Annotated in this window: 16 protein-coding genes and 2 pseudogenes; 11 read left to right on the forward strand and 7 right to left on the reverse strand. The window is 73.4% G+C overall.

The window, feature by feature from the left end:
- Positions 1–1,806: a 3-hydroxyacyl-CoA dehydrogenase family protein gene (locus ACH499_RS08560; protein ID WP_399014377.1), complete on the reverse strand. Its 1,806-nt coding sequence runs from the start codon at positions 1,804–1,806 to the stop codon at positions 1–3.
- Between the two features lie 378 nt (positions 1,807–2,184).
- Here ACH499_RS08560 and ACH499_RS08565 point away from each other — a divergent pair, with 378 nt between their 5' ends.
- Positions 2,185–2,778, forward strand: coding sequence for an adenylosuccinate lyase (locus ACH499_RS08565; protein WP_399014378.1), 594 nt, complete (start codon positions 2,185–2,187; stop codon positions 2,776–2,778).
- Positions 2,779–2,797: 19 nt separating this feature from the next.
- On the opposite strand, the gene ACH499_RS08570 is transcribed toward ACH499_RS08565, so the two are convergent.
- The 3 genes and pseudogenes from ACH499_RS08570 to ACH499_RS08580 form a co-directional block, all read right to left on the reverse strand.
- A complete protein-coding gene (locus tag ACH499_RS08570) occupies positions 2,798–3,325 on the reverse strand; it encodes a GNAT family N-acetyltransferase (protein WP_356201996.1) in 528 nt (175 codons plus the stop codon).
- On the reverse strand, positions 3,322–3,720 hold the full coding sequence (locus tag ACH499_RS08575; protein WP_399014741.1) for a RidA family protein: 399 nt from the start codon (positions 3,718–3,720) through the stop codon (positions 3,322–3,324). The genes ACH499_RS08570 and ACH499_RS08575 overlap by 4 nt, the downstream gene beginning before the upstream one ends.
- 93 nt (positions 3,721–3,813) lie before the next feature.
- Positions 3,814–4,110, reverse strand: a pseudogene (locus ACH499_RS08580) (alpha/beta hydrolase); the annotation flags it as partial.
- Positions 4,111–4,330: 220 nt separating this feature from the next.
- On the opposite strand from ACH499_RS08580, the gene ACH499_RS08585 reads away from it, so the two are divergent.
- Positions 4,331–5,029, forward strand: a complete 699-nt coding sequence (locus ACH499_RS08585; protein ID WP_399014379.1) for a DNA alkylation repair protein — start codon at positions 4,331–4,333, stop codon at positions 5,027–5,029.
- 51 nt (positions 5,030–5,080) lie between these two features.
- Positions 5,081–5,467, forward strand: a pseudogene (locus ACH499_RS08590) (VOC family protein); the annotation flags it as partial.
- 73 nt (positions 5,468–5,540) lie between these two features.
- Here the strand turns inward: ACH499_RS08590 and ACH499_RS08595 are convergent.
- Together ACH499_RS08595 and ACH499_RS08600 are read right to left on the reverse strand one after the other, a co-directional pair.
- Positions 5,541–5,726: a DUF1737 domain-containing protein gene (locus ACH499_RS08595; RefSeq protein WP_356201991.1), complete on the reverse strand. Its 186-nt coding sequence runs from the start codon at positions 5,724–5,726 to the stop codon at positions 5,541–5,543.
- A gap of 44 nt (positions 5,727–5,770) precedes the next feature.
- Positions 5,771–6,811, reverse strand: a complete 1,041-nt coding sequence (locus tag ACH499_RS08600; RefSeq protein WP_399014380.1) for an Rv2578c family radical SAM protein — start codon at positions 6,809–6,811, stop codon at positions 5,771–5,773.
- Between the two features lie 160 nt (positions 6,812–6,971).
- Between ACH499_RS08600 and ACH499_RS08605 the strand changes: the two genes are divergently transcribed.
- The 8 genes from ACH499_RS08605 (at position 6,972) to ACH499_RS08640 (ending at position 16,292) form a co-directional block, all read left to right on the forward strand.
- On the forward strand, positions 6,972–7,415 hold the full coding sequence (locus ACH499_RS08605) for an SRPBCC family protein (protein ID WP_356201989.1): 444 nt from the start codon (positions 6,972–6,974) through the stop codon (positions 7,413–7,415).
- Between the two features lie 167 nt (positions 7,416–7,582).
- Positions 7,583–10,024 carry an MFS transporter gene (locus tag ACH499_RS08610; protein ID WP_356201987.1) on the forward strand — a complete coding sequence of 814 codons (2,442 nt, stop codon included), beginning with the start codon at positions 7,583–7,585 and terminating at the stop codon, positions 10,022–10,024.
- Positions 10,025–10,182: 158 nt separating this feature from the next.
- Complete coding sequence (locus ACH499_RS08615; RefSeq protein ID WP_356201985.1) at positions 10,183–10,533, forward strand: hypothetical protein; 351 nt, start codon at positions 10,183–10,185, stop codon at positions 10,531–10,533.
- 70 nt (positions 10,534–10,603) lie between these two features.
- Entirely contained in the window at positions 10,604–11,437 is an 834-nt protein-coding gene (locus ACH499_RS08620; RefSeq protein WP_356201983.1) for a M55 family metallopeptidase, read from the forward strand.
- The gene (locus ACH499_RS08625) at positions 11,430–12,767 is read left to right on the forward strand and encodes a M20/M25/M40 family metallo-hydrolase (RefSeq protein ID WP_399014382.1); all 1,338 of its coding nucleotides are present in this window, start codon (positions 11,430–11,432) and stop codon (positions 12,765–12,767) included. The genes ACH499_RS08620 and ACH499_RS08625 overlap by 8 nt, the downstream gene beginning before the upstream one ends.
- 45 nt (positions 12,768–12,812) lie before the next feature.
- Positions 12,813–14,780 (forward strand): LpqB family beta-propeller domain-containing protein, encoded by a 1,968-nt coding sequence (locus ACH499_RS08630; RefSeq protein ID WP_399014383.1) that lies wholly within the window; start codon positions 12,813–12,815, stop codon positions 14,778–14,780.
- Positions 14,777–15,703, forward strand: coding sequence for an LD-carboxypeptidase (locus tag ACH499_RS08635; protein ID WP_356201980.1), 927 nt, complete (start codon positions 14,777–14,779; stop codon positions 15,701–15,703). Before ACH499_RS08630 ends, ACH499_RS08635 begins: the two co-directional genes overlap by 4 nt.
- Before the next feature lie 37 nt (positions 15,704–15,740).
- Positions 15,741–16,292, forward strand: a complete 552-nt coding sequence (locus ACH499_RS08640) for a GNAT family protein (RefSeq protein WP_356201978.1) — start codon at positions 15,741–15,743, stop codon at positions 16,290–16,292.
- On the opposite strand, the gene ACH499_RS08645 is transcribed toward ACH499_RS08640, so the two are convergent.
- On the reverse strand, positions 16,264–16,611 hold the full coding sequence (locus ACH499_RS08645) for a DUF6204 family protein (protein WP_356201976.1): 348 nt from the start codon (positions 16,609–16,611) through the stop codon (positions 16,264–16,266). The genes ACH499_RS08640 and ACH499_RS08645 overlap by 29 nt on opposite strands.
- Positions 16,612–16,653: the final 42 nt, after the last annotated feature.

Genomic DNA, 16,653 nt, shown 5'->3' on the forward strand with positions numbered 1-16,653 from the left:
TCAGCGGCGGGCATACTCGCGGAAGCCGCGGCCCGTCTTGCGGCCGAGGCAGCCCGCGGCCACCAGGTGCTCCAGCAGCGGCGCCGGAGCCAGTCCCGGGTCACGGAACTCGCGGTGCAGGACCTTCTCGATGGCCAGCGAGACGTCCAGCCCGACCACGTCCAGCAGCTCGAAGGGGCCCATCGGGTAGCCGCCGCCCAGCTTCATCGCCGCGTCGATGTCGTCGAGCGTCGCGTAGTGCTCCTGCACCATCTTCACCGCGTTGTTCAGGTACGGGAACAGCAGCGCGTTCACGATGAACCCGGCCCGGTCGCCGCAGTCCACCGCGTGCTTGCGGATCCCGGCGCACACCTCGCGGACCGTGGCGTGCACCTCGTCCGACGTCAGCACGGTGCGCACCACCTCCACCAGCTTCATCGCCGGAGCCGGGTTGAAGAAGTGCATGCCGATCACGTCCTGCGGGCGCGAGGTGGCGCGGGCACAGGCGACGACGGGCAGGGAGGAGGTGGTGGTGGCCAGCACCGCGCCCTGCCTGCAGACCTTGTCCAGCGTGGCGAAGAGCTGCCGCTTCACCTCCAGGTCCTCCGCGACCGCCTCCACGGCCAGGTCGACGTCGGCGAAGTCGTCGTACGTCCCCGTCGGCGTGATCCGCTCCAGCGCCCGCGCGGCGGCCTCGGCGGTCAGCCGGCCCTTGTCGACGCCGCGCGCCAGGGACGCGCCGACCCTCGCCTTCGCGGTCCGCGCCTTCTCCTCGCTGCGGGCGGCGAGGACGACGTCGTACCCGGCCTTGGCGAACACCTCGACGATGCCGGAGGCCATGGTGCCCGAGCCCGCGACACCCACCGAGCGCACGGTCCGGCCGGTGACCGGGGCGGCGCTCTCGCGCGGCGTCAGCGCGTCCGGCACGACGACCGCGCCGCCGGGGGCGTCGTAGGTGTAGAAGCCGCGCCCCGCCTTGCGGCCCGTCAGACCCGCCTCGCTGAGCTGCTTCAGGATGGGCGCGGGGGCGTGCAGCCGGTCGTGGGACGCGGAGTACATGGCCTCCAGGACCGTGCGGGCGGTGTCCACGCCGATCAGGTCCAGCAGGGCCAGCGGCCCCATCGGCAGCCCGCAGCCGAGCCGCATCGCGGCGTCGATGTCCTCGCGGGAGGCGTAGTTCGCCTCGTACATCGCCGCGGCCTGGTTCAGGTACCCGAACAGCAGCCCGTCGGCGACGAAACCGGGCCGGTCGCCCACCGCGACGGGCTCCTTGCCGAGGTCCAGCGCCAGGTCGGTGACCGCCGTGACCGCGGCCGGCGCGGTCAGCACGGAGGAGACGACCTCCACCAGCTTCATCGCCGGGGCCGGGTTGAAGAAGTGCAGGCCCAGCACCCGCTCGGGACGGGCCGAGTCGGCGGCCAGCCGCGTGACCGACAGCGCGTTGGTGCCGGTCGCCAGGATCGTTTCGGGCCGCACGATCCCGTCCAGCTCCCGGAAGATCTGCTGCTTGATCTCGTACGACTCCGGGGCCACCTCGACGACCAGGTCCGCGTCGGCCGCGGCCGCGAGGTCGGTGGCGGTACGGATCCGGGCGAGCGCGTCGGCGCGCTCCCGCTCGGTCAGCCGCCCGCGCTCGACGGCACGTGCGGTGGAGGACTCCAGTGCGGCGACGGCCTTCGCGGTCTGCGCCTCACTGATGTCGATGCCGACCACGTCGCGGCCGGCCCTGGCCAGGACCTCGGCGATGCCGGTGCCCATGGTGCCGAGGCCGACGACGGCCACGGTCCGGAGCGGGGAGGAAGGGGTGTGGGACAGGGGAGTGGCCATCGCGGGACTCCAGGAATGAGGGTGACGACGGGAGACGCCCGGGTGTGCCGAAGGGCGCACCGGGTGCGTACGGAGTGAGGAGTGCGGGTGCTGCCGGGCTGTCTGCGCACACGCCCGGTGCCGTCCGCGAGGACGTGCACACGCCCGGGCGGCGGCGGGGTCCGACCGGCCCTGTCCCGGGGCCGGATCGCACTGCGGTACCTGAGGCACCGAACCGACTGATCCGCTCACGGCGGCTGCGTCACCAAACCACCGTGAGGACTACTGCGAGTGGGTGACCCGCTCGTCCGAGATTAACTCGCGGGTAACGGGCGCGCCAGCCCCCGGTGTTCGTGATGTAGGTCCCACGGCGAGGGTGACGCGCCTAACCTCGGCGGCATGGACGAAGAGTTGCGATCGCTCACGGAACGCTTACGGGCCGAGGCGGTGGCCTCGGGCGTGCCGGACGCCCCGGCGGTGTTCGACCGTCTCTCGGCGACCGTGGACTACGACGCGCTGGCCGCGGTGCTCACCGAGCCCGGGCAGCCGCTGTGGGCCAGGGAGCTGGCCGCCTGCCGGCTGGGGGCGGCGGGGGACCGGCGGGCCTTCGAGTCCCTCGTGCTGCTGCTCAACCACCGTGACCCACCGCGCTGCGCCTCGGCCGCCCACGCCCTCGCCCGCCTCGGCGACCCGCGCACCGCCCGCGCCGCCGCGGCACTGGCCACCAACGAACTGCGCGTCGCCTACGCCCTGTACCCGGTGCGGCTGCTGGTCGAGCTGCGCGCCCCGGAGGCCGTGCCCGCGCTCACCACCACGCTGCGGCGCCGGCTGGACCCGCACGACCCGTACCGGCGCGTGGCCCTGGCCTGCGTCGAGGGCCTCGGCACCCTCGGCGACCCCCGGGCCGTCCCCGTACTGACCGACGCCCTCGCCCACCCGGCACTGGCGCAGGCGGCGGTGCGGGCGCTGGAGCGGATCCCGGGGGAGCGGTGAGACGCCGGCCGGCGTGCCGTCAGCCGGTGAGCGACCTCGCGTACCGGACCTCGGGCACCGGGACGCCCGCCACCTCGGACGCCTCCTCCGCGCCGTCGGGGCGGAAGCCGGCCCGCTCGTAGAAGCGCCGGGCGCGGGCGTTGCCCTCGACCACCCACAGGAGCATGCGCGCGTGCCCGGCGGCGGCGCACCGGCGCACCGACTCCCGGAGCAGGGCGCGCCCGACACCGGTGCCCAGGTGCCCGGTGTCCACGTAGAGCGCGTACAACTCGGCGTCCCCGGTGCGCCGTTCACCGTCCCGGTACGCGCCGTGGCAGGCCCAGCCGAGCACGGTGCCGCCGTCGTCCTGCGCGACCAGGTCCACCGTGCCGGGCGCGGCGCGGGTGAAGCGGGCGCGCGTGCGCTCGGCGTCCTCGCCGACACCGAGCCCGTCGAGGTACGGCTGCGGCATCAGGCCCCGGTACGCCCACTGCCAGCCCCGTACGCGGATCTCGGCGACACGGTCGCAGTCGGCGAGCGTCATCTCCCGCACACGGGGTCCGCTCACGGGGCGACGACCGCGAACGCCTCGATCTCCATCAGGAACTCCGGCGCGACCAGCGAGGCGACCTGCACCGCCGAGGCCGCCGGCAGCCGGTCGTCGGGTATGTGCTCGGCACGAGCCGCGCGGATCGCGGGCATGTGCGCCATGTCCGTGACGAAGTAGGTCATCTTCACCACGTCGTCGAAGGTCGCGCCGGCGGCGGCCAGACACCGCCGCAGGTTCTCGAAGACCTGACGCGCCTGGGCCGCGGCGTCGCCCTCGCCGACGAGCTTGCCGTCCTCGTCCAGGGCGAGCTGGCCGGAGACGGCCACGAGCCGTCCCGTCCCGATGACGACGTGGGTGTACGCGGCGGCGGGGGCGACGCCCTCGGGGGCGGGGATCCTGATCGGCTCACTCATGGGTCCATGGTGGACCATGGCACCGACAGCGCCCCCGACGGCCCGTCGGGCCGCCGGGACGCGCGAGGTGTCCGGGACGCTCGGGGCCGGGGCGCCGGTCCCGCCGGGGTTGACCAGCAGCGCGCCCTGGTAGGTCTTCGCCGTGTGCGGGACGCGGGACAGCGCGAGGGTGATCCGCCTCCCGTCCGGGCGGGTGTGGTCGAGCGGCGGCACCGTGAGGGACGCGCACTGGAGCGCCGGGTAGTCGTCCGTGCCGCACTTCTCCCAGGCGGGTCCGGCGGCAGGCGAGGCGTCCGCGCGGTGCGGGGCGCCGGCCTCGGCGGGGACGGCCGTGGCGGCGCCGGCCGCGAGGACGGCGGCGGCGCACAGGACGGCTGCGCGGTGACTCATGGAGTTCTCCCAGCAGGAGAGGCTGCGGTCCGCGGGTGTCGCGGTCCTCGCGCATCGCCCCTGGGAGCGTCTCCGCGGGAACGCTTTCCGTCCGCACGTGACCCGATTGCGCCGCCGGATGCCCTGGAACGCTTCCAGGTGGAACAGAGTTGAACCGATCCGGCCATCGCGGACGCCCGCTCCAGGCTGGTCCCGCACACGAGGACGACAGGAGACCGCGATGCCCGAGGCGACGCCGAGCGGAACCACGCCGGCCGACGTGATGGCCGAGCTGGCCGCCCTCGAGGACCCGAAGGCGCGCGCGGTCAATGAGAGGCACGGCGACGACCACGGGGTGAACCTCGGCAAGCTGCGCGCGCTCGCCAAGCGGCTGAAGACGCAGCACGAACTCGCCCGCCGGCTCTGGGATACGGGCGACACGGCGGCGCGGCTGCTGGCCCTGCTGGTCTGCCGTCCGAAGGCGTTCGGGCGTGACGAACTGGACGCCATGGTGCGCGAGGCGCGTTCGCCCAAGGTGCGTGACTGGCTCGTGAATCAGGTGGTCAGGAAGAACCCGCACGCCGAGGAGGTGCGCGTGGCCTGGACCGCCGATCCGGACCCGGTGGTGGCGAGCGCGGGCTGGGCACTGACGAGCGAACGGGTGGCGCGGAAACCCGAGGGTCTCGACCTCGCGGGGCTCCTCGACGTCATCGAGGCGGAGATGAAGGACGCCCCCGGCCCGCTCCAGTGGGCGATGAACACCTGCCTGGCCCGCATCGGCATCGACCACCCCGGGCACCGCGCCCGCGCGATCGCCGTCGGTGAGCGACTCGAGGTCCTCAAGGACTACCCGACGCCGCGGGGCTGCACCTCTCCGTACGCCCCCGTCTGGATCACCGAGATGGTCCGCCGGCACGAGGAGGCCGACCGGGGACAGTGACGGTCGCGGGCCCGTACTGTGAGCCGCGTCCGCACCGCCGGGGGGAGACGCATGACAAGTCGGTTCACGGAGCTGGTGGTTGACTGCCGCGACCCGGAGGGGCTCGCCGCCTTCTGGTGCGAGGCGCTGGGGTTCGAGGTGATCGACCGCGGCGAGGGCAAGGTCGAGATCGGCTCCTGGGTGCCAACCGTCGAGGAGGTCCGCGCCCGGCAGATGCCGCCCACCCTGCTGTTCGTCCGGGTGCCGGAGGGCAGGGTGGTGAAGAACCGGCTCCACCTCGACGTCAGCCCGGTCGACGCCGGCACGGACGAGGAGGTCGCCCGGCTCCTCGCCCTCGGCGCCACCAGGACCGACGTCGGCCAGGGACCGGACCGGAGCTGGGTGGTCATGGCCGACCCGGAGGGCAACGAGTTCTGCGTCCTGCGCACCTTGGCACCCGGGCGGCTAGGCAGGGCCGGCGGGGCATGCGCCGCGCTGGCGGGCGACCACGGCCGGCCCTTGTGCGCCGCCCCTATTTCCGCGTCGGCCAGACCACCGCCTGGGCCACGACGACCCGCTCCCCGTCGAAGGTGACGGCGGGGCCCGCGTGCAGCTCGTACCCGAGCGCGAGCGCCTCGCTCACCCGTCGGCAGAAGGAGGCGTCGTCCGGTCCGGTCAGGACTCGGTAGAGGGGCAGTCCGTCGGGCGGTGTGCTCATGGGCGCCATGATCTCAGGCACCCCCTCGCTCCCGTCGTGCGGGCTCAGATGAGGGAGAGCTGCACCGGCTCCGTCGGGGCGGGGGACTGTGCCGGGGGCGGCGGCGCGATGCGGCGGGGCATTCCGGGGCGGGCGGGGCCGATGCCGTACTCCCCGGCCAGCTCGTGCACCTGGCGGGTGATGCGACGCTGGTACCACCTCGGGGCGTAGGCGCCCTCCGCGTAGAGGCGTTCGTAGCGGCGGACGAGGTGGGGGTGGTGCCGGGCGAGCCAGGTCATGAACCATTCCCGGGCGCCCGGGCGCAGGTGGAGCACCAGCGGGGTCACCGACGTGGCGCCGGCGGCGGCTATGGCCCGGACGGTGGCCCGCAGCCGGCCGGGGTCGTCACCGAGGAACGGGATGACCGGCGCCATGAGCACCCCGCAGCCGATGCCGTGCTCGGTGAGGGTCCGTACGACGTCCAGCCGGCGTTCCGGCGCGGGCGTGCCCGGCTCCACCGTGCGCCACAGGTCCGCGTCCATGAAGCCGACGGACACCGAGATGCCCACGTCCGTGACCTCCGCCGCCCGGGTGAGCAGGTCGAGGTCGCGCAGGATCAGCGTGCCCTTGGTGAGGATCGAGAAGGGGTTGGCGCGCTCGGTCAGGGCCGTGATGATGCCCGGCATGAGGCGGTAGCGGCCCTCCGCCCGCTGGTAGCAGTCGACGTTCGTGCCCATCGCCACGTGCTCGCCCTGCCAGCGGCGGGAGGCGAGCTGGCGGCGCAGCAGCTCGGGCGCGTTCACCTTGACGACGATCTGCGAGTCGAAACCGAGGCCCGTGTCGAGGTCCAGATAGCTGTGCGTCTTGCGCGCGAAGCAGTACACGCACGCGTGCGTGCAGCCGCGGTACGGGTTCACCGTCCATTCGAACGGCATCCGCGAGGCGCCCGGCACCCGGTTGAGGATCGAGCGGGCCCGCACCTCGTGGAAGGTGATCCCGCGGAACTCGGGCGTGTCGAAGGTACGGGTGGTCACCGCGTCCGCGCCGAACAGCGCGGGATCGGCGGACCGGGCGTGGTCGGAGTCCGTGAGGTTCTCCCAGCGCATTGACGCCTCCTCGGTAGCACTGCCCACAGATTAGAACAGATGTTCCCTTGATCGTGCGGGTGAGCCGCACGTGGACGCTTCGTGGCCCCCGATTTGGTGGCCGGGCGGTGGGGTGGTTGGCTTGCCCCGACCCGGCACAACCAGGCCTTGGAGGAACCCGATGGCGCAGGTCGAGTCCACGACGGAGCGGATCGTCGCCGCGGACGCGGAGACGGTGTTCGACACCCTCGCCGACTACACCGGCACGCGCGAGAAGCTGCTGCCCGAGCACTTCAGCGAGTACGAGGTCCGCGAGGGCGGCGACGGCGAGGGCACCCTCGTCCACTGGAAGCTCCAGGCCACCAGCAAGCGCGTCCGCGACTGCCTGCTGGAGGTCACCGAGCCGAGCGACGGCGAACTCGTCGAGAAGGACCGCAACTCCTCGATGGTCACGACCTGGCGGGTCACCCCGGCAGGCGAGGGCAGGTCCCGGGTCGTGGTCACCACCACCTGGACGGGGGCCGGCGGGATCGGCGGTTTCTTCGAGAAGACCTTCGCGCCCAAGGGGCTCGGCCGGATCTACGACGCGGTGCTCGCCAGGCTCGCCGCCGAGGTCGAGAAGTAGCCGAGGGGCCCTGGGGCCCCAAGAGGCCCCTGAATCAAGGGTGTTGGCGGTCTCACCGGTTCGAGTGATCCTCGGTTGATCGCGCCGTACGCCGTAACTTGTCGCACTTGCTCGTAGTTGTCGCCTCAGGTGGCAAAAGTGAGCAGGTGCGATGAGGGGAGCGGTACGTGGGCGGGATCACTCTGGTGAAGGACGAACCGGTCGCCGCGCCACCCCCGGAGGCCCCCGAGGCCCCCGCTCCCGCCCCGGAGCGGGACGACGGGCTCAGCCCGCGCCGGGTCCGGCTGGTCTTCGTCGGACTGATGCTGGCGCTGCTGCTCGCCGCGCTCGAGCAGATGATCGTCGCCACGGCGCTGCCGAAGATCGTCGGCGAGCTGCACGGCCTGGACAAGATGTCCTGGGCGATCACCGCCTACCTGCTGACCTCCACCATCGGGCTGCCGATCTACGGCAAGCTCGGTGACCTCTTCGGCCGCAAGGGCGTCTTCCAGTTCGCCATCCTGGTCTTCGTCGTCGGCTCCGCCCTCGCCGGGCGCGCGCAGACCATGGACCAGCTCATCGCCTTCCGTGCCGTGCAGGGCGTCGGCGCCGGCGGCCTGATGATCGGCGTGCAGGCGATCATCGCGGACATCGTGCCGCCCCGCGAGCGGGGCCGGTACATGGGCCTGATCGGCGCCGCCTTCGGACTCGCCTCGGTCGCCGGGCCGCTGCTCGGCGGCTACTTCACCGACCACCTCTCCTGGCGCTGGTGCTTCTACATCAACGTGCCCTTCGGCCTGGTCACCATGGCCGTCGTCGCCGTCGTGCTGAAGCTGCCCAGGCCGCGGGTCAAACCCCGCCTCGACATCCTCGGGGCCCTGCTGCTCGCCGCGGCCTCCACCTGCCTGGTCCTGCTCACGAGCTGGGGCGGCACCGAGTACGACTGGGACTCGGAGGTCATCCTCGGGCTCGGCGCCGGAGCGGCGGTCACCACCGTCCTCTTCCTGGTCGCCGAACGCTTCGCGCCCGAACCGCTGATCCCGCTGCGCCTGTTCCGGGACTCCGTCTTCAACGTCACCGGCCTGGTCGGCCTCGTCGTCGGCGTCGCCCTCTTCGGCGCCGCGAGCTATCTGCCGACCTTCCTCCAGATGGTCGACGGCGCCACCGCCACCGAGTCCGGCCTGCTGATGCTCCCCATGATGGGCGGCATCGTCGTCGCCTCCATCGTCTCCGGACAGCTCATCAGCCGCACCGGCCGCTACCGCGCCCACCCCGTCATCGGCGGCGCGCTGTCCGTGCTCGGCATGTGGCTGCTCTCCCGCCTCGACATCGACACGCCCCGGCTGCACTACAGCGTCTGGATGGCCGTCCTCGGCGCCGGCATCGGCATGGTGATGCCGGTCCTCGTCCTCGCCGTGCAGAACTCCGTGCGCCCCGCCGACCTCGGCACCGCCACCAGCGCCAACAACTACTTCCGGCAGATCGGCGGCAGCGTCGGCGCCGCCGTCTTCGGCACCCTCTTCGCGGGCCGGCTCACCGACGCCCTCGCCGACCGCGTCCCCGCCGAGGCGGGCGCCGGACTGCCCGACGCCGAGTCCATCACGCCGCAGCTCGTCCACAGCCTGCCCCCGGCGCTGCGCGACGCCTACATCGGGGCGTACGCCGACGCCATGCCGCGCATCTTCCTGTACCTGGTGCCGGTGCTCGCCCTCGGCCTGCTCATGGCCTTCTTCCTCAAGGAGAAACCCCTGGTGTCCCACAACGCCCCCGTCACCGAGCCCGGGACCGCGCAGCACACCGCCCAGGTGCCGCAGGCCCGCCCCCATTCTCCGAACGGGGGGACCTCCACCTCGCCCCGCTCGCCGTACGCCGCCGGCATCCCGGTCTGCGGCACGGTGCAGCACCCCGACGGCACGGTGGTGCCCCGCGCCGCCCTCACCCTCATCGACGTCGGCGGACAGCAGGTCGGCCGGGGCGCCAGCGGCGACGACGGTCGCTACGCGCTGGCCACGCCCGGCGCCGGGGCGTACGTCCTGATCGCCGCGGCCGGCGGGCACCAGCCGCAGGCGGTCTCCGTGACCGTCGGCGAACGCCCGGTCGAACTGGACGTGGTCCTCGGCGGCGCCGGACGCCTGGCCGGCAGCGTCGTCACCGCCGACGGCAGCCCCGTGCGGGACGCGATCGTCACCCTCACCAACGTGCACGGCGAGGTGGTCGCCACGACCCGCAGCGGACGGGAGGGCGGCTACGTCATCACCGAGCTGGTGGCCGGCGAGTACACCCTCGCCGCCAGCGCGCCCGCCTTCCGCCCGGCCGCCCTGCCGGTCAGCGTCCAGGCCGCCCGCGAGACCCGCCAGGACGTCGAACTGGCCGGCGGCGCCGTGCTGCGCGGCACCGTGCGGGCGAGCGGCGGACGGGTCGTGGAGGACGCCCGGGTGACCCTCCTCGACGCCGCCGGGAACGTGGTGGACACCCTCACCACCGGCCCCGACGGCACCTTCCGCTTCGTCGACCTGTCGTCCGGCGAGTACACCGTCATCGCCGCCGGCTACCCGCCCGTCGCCACCGTCCTCCAGGTGGCCGGCGGCGGCCGCACGGAACGCGACCTCCAGCTCGGGCACGAGGACTGACCCCCCCGGTCACCGGCGCGGCGCCACACGCGCCGGTGACGTGTGGTTCGTGCGTGCCGTTCCTCCGCAGTCGTCTTCCGCGGAAGTGGCCCCGACGTGAGCATCCACGGCAGTCTGGACCACCGGCCGCCGTACCGGGGAAGGTGAAGACGCATCACATGTACCGAGAGTTCCTGGCTCCCGACGACGAAGAAGTCCACGAAGCCCTTGGCGAATGGCCCGAGTCGCATGAGGACGGGGTGCGGACGGTTACGTTCCAGGATGCTTCCGGGCAGAGCCTGGTCTTCTCCTACGACGTGTTGTCGAGGTCGGTCAGACTTCGCTGGACGAACGAACGGGGCGTCGAGTTGCTGGATGTCCACCGCGAGGGTGCGACGTGCATGGCCGTCGGTGGCGGGGAAGCGGCTGCCCGCATCCGCGTCGACTTCCACATGGGCGAGTGCGCGGGCGCCCTGGACGTCGAGGTGACACCACGTCTCTCCGTGAGCGACCGGCTTCTGTTCCAGTAGCCCGTCCGGGACCGAGGGTTTCCTCCCCCTTCGTAGCCGCCCCGCGCCCGGGCGCGTAACGTGGCGCTCCATGAAGATCCTCATCAGCGCCGACATGGAGGGCGCGACCGGTGTCACCTGGCCCGCCGACGTTCTGCCGGGGACTCCCCAGTGGGAGCGGTGCCGGTCGATGTTCACGTCGGACGTGAACGCCGCCGTGCTGGGCTTCTTCGACGGCGGCGCCGACGAGGTGCTCGTCAACGAGGCCCACTGGACCATGCGCAACCTGCTGCTGGAGCGGCTCGACGAGCGCACGCAGATGCTCACCGGCCGGCACAAGGCACTGTCCATGGTCGAGGGCGTGCAGCACGGGGACGTGGACGGCATCGCCTTCATCGGCTACCACGCGGGCGCCGGCATGGAGGGCGTCCTCGCCCACACCTACCTCGCCAACCAGATCACCGGCGTCTGGCTGAACGACGTACGCGCCAGTGAGGGTCTGCTCAACGCGCACGTCGTCGCCGAATACGGTGTACCGGTCGTCCTGGTCACCGGGGACGACGTGGCCTGCGAGGACGCGCTCGGCTACGCCCCCGAGGCGCGCAAGGTCGCCGTCAAGGACCACGTCTCGCGGTACGCGGCCGTGTGCCGTACGCCGTCCAGGACCGCCGCCGACATCCGGGCCGCCGCCAAGGAGGCCACGTCGCTCGCGGTGCGCACCGAGCCCGTGAGCGGCGGACCGTACACCGTCGCCGTGGAGTTCGACGCCGAACACCTCGCCGACGCCTCGACCGTCGTGCCCGGCGTGGCCCGGGTCGGGGAGCGGAAGGTGGCCTACACGAACGACACCATGGTCGAGGCGATCCGGACCTTCAAGGCCGTCACCACGATCGCCTCGGCCGCCGTGGAGGAGCAGTATGGCTGAGCACACCACCGGGAGCGAGGCGGCCGGCGCGGACGCGCAGGCCCTGGACGAGGTCGTCCGGTTCACCTCCGAGCTGATCCGGATCGACACCACCAACCGCGGCGGCGGCGACTGCCGGGAACGCCCGGCCGCCGAGTACGCCGCCGAACGGCTCGCCGAGGCCGGGATCGAGCCCACCCTCCTGGAGCGCACCGAGGGCCGGACCAACGTCGTCGCCCGCATCGAGGGCACCGACCCGTCCGCCGACGCGCTGCTCGTCCACGGTCACCTGGACGTCGTGCCCGCCGAGGCCGCCGACTGGAGCGTCGACCCGTTCTCCGGGGAGATCCGCGACGGCGTCGTCTGGGGGCGCGGCGCGGTCGACATGAAGAACATGGACGCGATGATCCTCGCCGTCGCCCGCTCCTGGGCCCGGCAGGGCGTACGGCCCCGGCGGGACGTGGTGATCGCGTTCACCGCGGACGAGGAGGCCAGCGCCGAGGACGGCTCCGGCTTCCTCGCCGACCGGCACGCCGAGCTGTTCGAGGGCTGCACCGAGGGGGTCAGCGAGTCCGGCGCGTTCACCTTCCACGACGGCGGCGGCCGGCAGATCTACCCGATCGCGGCCGGCGAGCGCGGCACCGGCTGGCTGAAGCTGACCGCCCGCGGACGGGCCGGGCACGGCTCCAAGGTCAACCGGGAGAACGCGGTCACCCGCCTCGCGGCGGCCCTCACCCGCATCGGCGAGCACGAGTGGCCGCTGCGCCTGACCCCCACCGTCGGCGCCGCGCTCACCGAACTCGCCGCCCTGTACGGCGTCGAGGCCGATCTGAACGACGTCGACACGCTGCTGGAGAAGCTCGGGCCGGCCGCCGCCCTGGTCGAGTCGACCGTCCGCAACAGCAGCAACCCGACCATGCTGGACGCCGGTTACAAGGTCAACGTCATCCCGGGCCAGGCCGTGGCCCACGTCGACGGGCGGTTCCTCCACAGCTGGGAGGACGAGTTCCGCGCCACCCTCGACCGGCTCACCGGGCCGGACGTGGACTGGGAGTTCGCCCACCACGAGGTCGCCCTCCAGGCACCGGTCGACTCGCCGACGTTCGCGAGGATGCGGGCCGCCGTCGAGGAGTTCGCCCCCGAGGGACACGTCGTGCCGTACTGCATGTCCGGCGGCACCGACGCCAAGCAGTTCTCACGGCTCGGCATCACCGGCTACGGGTTCGCGCCGCTGAAGCTGCCGGAGGGCTTCGACTACCAGGCCCTCTTCCACGGCGTGGACGAACGCGTCCCCGTCGAGGCGCTGCACTTCGGTGTCCGCGTCCTCGACCGCTTCCTGCGCACGGCCTAGCACGGCCCAGGAAGACCCGAGCAACGCAGGCAAGCCGAGAGGAAGTTGGGGGAGTCAGTGCAGACTCTGGCGTACGGATCGTGGCCCTCGCCGATCGACGCGGCCCTCGCCGCCGCGCACGACGGACGGCCCGAGGACGTGGGCTTCGTCGGGGACGAGGTGTGGTGGACCGCGCCCAGGCCCGCCGAGGGCGGCCGCCGCACCCTGGTCAGACGGCACCCGGACGGCACCGAGGAGCCGGTGCTGCCCGCGCCGTGGAACGTGCGCAGCCGGGTCATCGAGTACGGCGGCCGGCCGTGGGACGCGCTGGCGGACGGCACCGGCGTCACCGTGGTGTTCGTGAACTTCGCCGACCAGCGGCTGTACGCCTTGGAGCCCGGCGGCGCCGGGCCGCGCCCCCTGACCCCCCTCTCGGCCGTGGGCGGCGGGCTGCGCTGGGCCGAGCCGCAGCTTCGCCCCGAACGCGGCGAGGTGTGGTGCGTGCTGGAGGAGTTCACCGGCGACGGGCCGGGCGACGTGCGCCGGGTCCCGGCGGCGGTGCCGCTGGACGGATCGGCCGCCGACGACCGCGCCGCGGTGCGTGAACTCGCCGGTGAACGGCACCGGTTCGTCACCGGCCCGCGCGTCTCGCCCGACGGGCGGCGCGTCGCCTGGCTGGCCTGGGACCACCCGCGCATGCCCTGGGACGGCACCGAGCTGGTCGTCGCCGACATCGGTGCCGACGGCACCTTCGAGCAGCCGCGCACGGTCGCGGGCGGCGCCGAGGAGTCCGTCGCCCAGGTGGACTGGGCCCCCGACGGAGCCCTGCTGTTCGCCTCCGACCGCACCGGCTGGTGGAACCTGTACCGCGACGGCCGGCCGCTGTGCACCCGCGAGGAGGAGTTCGGCGGACCGCTGTGGAAGCTCGGCCGGCGCTGGTTCGCCCCGCTGGACAACGGCCTGATCGCCGTCGTGCACGGCCGTGGAGCCACGGCCCTCGGCATACTCGACCCGGAGACCGGCGAGGTCGTCGACGCGGCCGGCCCCTGGACGGAGTTCACGGACACCCTCGCCGCGCACGGCGAGCGGATCGTCGCCGTCGGCGCGAGCCCCCGCAGCGCCTACGAGGTGGTGGAGCTGGACGCGCGCACCGGCCGGGCCCGGGTGATCGGCGCCCCGCACGACGACGCCGTGGACCCCGCGTACTACCCCGAACCCCGGATCCGCGTCTTCACCGGCCCCGACGGCCGCGAGATCCACGCCCACGTCTACCCGCCGCACCACCCGGAGTGCACCGCTCCCGACGGCGAACTGCCGCCGTACGTGATCTGGGCGCACGGCGGACCCACCAGCCGCTCGCCGCTCGTCCTCGACCTGGAGATCGCCTACTTCACCTCGCGCGGCATCGGCGTGGCCGAGGTCAACTACGGCGGCTCGACGGGACACGGCCGCGAGTACCGCAACCGGCTGCGCGGACAGTGGGGCGTCGTCGACGTCGAGGACTGTGCCGCCGTCGCCCTGGCCCTCGCCGACGAGGGCGGCGCGGACCGCGAACGGCTCGCCGTGCGCGGCGGCAGCGCCGGCGGCTGGACCGCGGCGGCCTCGCTCACCGCCACCGACGTCTACGCCTGCGGCACGATCATCTACCCCATCCTCGACCTGACCGGCTGGGGCACCGGGGAGACCCACGACTTCGAGTCGCAGTACCTGGAGACCCTGGTCGGCCCCCTCGCCGAGGTCCCGCAGCGCTACACCGAACGCTCGCCCGCCGAGCACGCCGACCGGGTGCGCGCGCCGTTCCTGCTGCTCCAGGGCCTGGACGACGTGATCTGCCCGCCCGCGCAGTGCGAGCGGTTCCTCGACCGCATCGCCGGCCGCGGGGTGCCGCACGCGTACATCGCCTTCGAGGGCGAGGGACACGGCTTCCGCCGCGCCGAGACCATGGTGCGCGCCCTGGAGGCGGAACTCTCCCTGTACGCACAGGTCTTCCGCATCGACCCGCGCGGCATCCCCACCCTGGAGCTGACCACGTGAGGCCACTGCTGCGCCCCTCCCGGCTCGCGCCCGGCGCCCGCGTGGCCGTCGTCGCGCCCAGCGGACCCGTGCCCGAGGAACGGCTCCAGGCGGGCCTCGACGTGCTGCGCGGATGGGACCTCGACCCCGTCGTGGCACCGCACGTCCTGGACCGGCACGGCACCTTCGACTACCTCGCGGGCACGGACGCCGGCCGGGCCGCCGACCTCCAGGCCGCGTGGTGCGACCCCGCCGTGGACGCGGTGCTGTGCGCCCGCGGCGGATACGGCGCCCAGCGCATGGTGGACCTGCTCGACTGGGAGGCGATGCGCGCGGCGGGGCCCAAGCCGTTCGTGGGCTTCAGCGACATCACCGCGCTGCACGAGGCGTTCGCCCGCCGGCTCGGGCTGGTCACCCTGCACGGGCCGATGGCAGCGGGCGTCGACTTCCTCAAGAACGCGCGGGCGCAGGAGCACCTCAGGGCGACCCTGTTCGCCCCGGAGACCGTCCGTGTGATCACCGCCGACGCCGGCACGCCCCTGGTCGGCGGCCGGGCGCGGGGCGTCACCCTCGGCGGCTGCCTCGCGCTGCTCGCCGCCGAACTGGGCACCCCGCACGCCCGCCCGTCGGCGCGCGGCGGGCTGCTGTGCCTGGAGGACGTGGGGGAGGAGCCGTACCGCCTCGACCGCTACCTCACCCAACTGCTGCGCGCGGGCTGGCTGGAGGGGGTCGGCGGGGTGCTGCTCGGATCGTGGGAGGAGTGCGAGCCGGCCGCCGCGCTGCGCCCGCTGCTGGCCGACCGGCTCGGCGGGCTCGGGGTGCCGGTCGTCGAGGACTTCGGCTTCGGCCACTGCGCCGGGGCGCTGACGATCCCCTTCGGAGCGGCGGCGGAACTGGACGCGGACGCGGGCACCTTGACACTGGACGAGCCGGCGCTGCGCTGACCGGGCCGGGCCCCCGGCCGCGTCGTAGAGTGGCGGGATGCCGCACAGCGCCTCCCGCCACCTCGCCGAGGGCCCCCGCGTGGCCGTACGGCACTTCACGTACGAGGACGGTGCCGAGTTCACCGCCCGGGTGCGTGAGAGCAAGGACCTGCACCACCCCTGGCTCTTCCCGCCGGACAACGCCGAGGCGTACGCCGCCTACGCGGGCCGGCTGATCGAGGACCCGGCCAAGGCGGGGTTCCTGGTGTGCGAGAGGGACCGCGGGGGCATCGCCGGGTTCATCAACATCAACAACATCGTCGGGGGCGGCTTCCTCAGCGGCGCCCTCGGCTACGGCGCCTTCCGGCACGCGGCGGGGCGCGGCCTGATGCGCGAGGGGCTGGACCTCGTCGTGCGGTACGCGTTCGGGCCGATGGGACTGCACCGGCTGGAGATCAACGTGCAGCCCGGCAACGCCGCCTCGATCGCGCTGGCCCGCGCCTGCGGCTTCCACCTGGAGGGCTTCTCGCCGAGGATGCTCTACATCGACGGCGCCTGGCGCGACCACCAGCGCTGGGCGATCACCGCCGAGACCGTGACTTCCGGTTGATCTTCATCGTGTCGAGGTCCGTCACCGTCGACCTGAGGTCGCGGAACCCGTAGCCCAGTCCGCGCAGAGCGCCCTCCGCCCGGTCCTCCGCGAGGGCGGCCGCCATCTCCTCGCCGTCCGCCGCGTCCGAGACCACCACGTAGCGCATCGAGAAGTGCTTCAGGGGGGAGGGCTCGTACGACAGCGAACCCTCCTCGGTGAACCGCATGCTCGCCATCCCGTGCTCGCCCGCCTCGGCGAGCAACCGGGCACGGGCGTCCTCGGTCAGTCCCTCCCAGGTGCCCCGGACGATCACCCGGTAGGTGTGCTGCTCACTCACGTGCCGCTCTCCTTCGTACGCGCGCCGACCGCCCGACCCTAA

The organism is Streptomyces sp. NPDC018947, assembly GCF_044390505.1.
Lineage (GTDB): Bacteria > Actinomycetota > Actinomycetes > Streptomycetales > Streptomycetaceae > Streptomyces.

Excerpts from the sequence above, each read along its gene's own strand:
- ACH499_RS08640 (WP_356201978.1), top strand. The coding sequence starts at position 15,741 with ATGCCGCACAGCGCCTCCCGCCACCTCGCCGAGGGCCCCCGCGTGGCC.
- ACH499_RS08585 (WP_399014379.1), top strand. The coding sequence starts at position 4,331 with ATGCCCGAGGCGACGCCGAGCGGAACCACGCCGGCCGACGTGATGGCC.
- ACH499_RS08605 (WP_356201989.1), top strand. The coding sequence starts at position 6,972 with ATGGCGCAGGTCGAGTCCACGACGGAGCGGATCGTCGCCGCGGACGCG.
- ACH499_RS08560 (WP_399014377.1), bottom strand. The coding sequence starts at position 1,806 with ATGGCCACTCCCCTGTCCCACACCCCTTCCTCCCCGCTCCGGACCGTG.
- ACH499_RS08565 (WP_399014378.1), top strand. The coding sequence starts at position 2,185 with ATGGACGAAGAGTTGCGATCGCTCACGGAACGCTTACGGGCCGAGGCG.
- ACH499_RS08620 (WP_356201983.1), top strand. The coding sequence starts at position 10,604 with ATGAAGATCCTCATCAGCGCCGACATGGAGGGCGCGACCGGTGTCACC.
- ACH499_RS08600 (WP_399014380.1), bottom strand. The coding sequence starts at position 6,811 with ATGCGCTGGGAGAACCTCACGGACTCCGACCACGCCCGGTCCGCCGAT.
- ACH499_RS08575 (WP_399014741.1), bottom strand. The coding sequence starts at position 3,720 with ATGAGTGAGCCGATCAGGATCCCCGCCCCCGAGGGCGTCGCCCCCGCC.
- ACH499_RS08595 (WP_356201991.1), bottom strand. The coding sequence starts at position 5,726 with ATGAGCACACCGCCCGACGGACTGCCCCTCTACCGAGTCCTGACCGGA.
- ACH499_RS08615 (WP_356201985.1), top strand. The coding sequence starts at position 10,183 with ATGTACCGAGAGTTCCTGGCTCCCGACGACGAAGAAGTCCACGAAGCC.
- ACH499_RS08625 (WP_399014382.1), top strand. The coding sequence starts at position 11,430 with ATGGCTGAGCACACCACCGGGAGCGAGGCGGCCGGCGCGGACGCGCAG.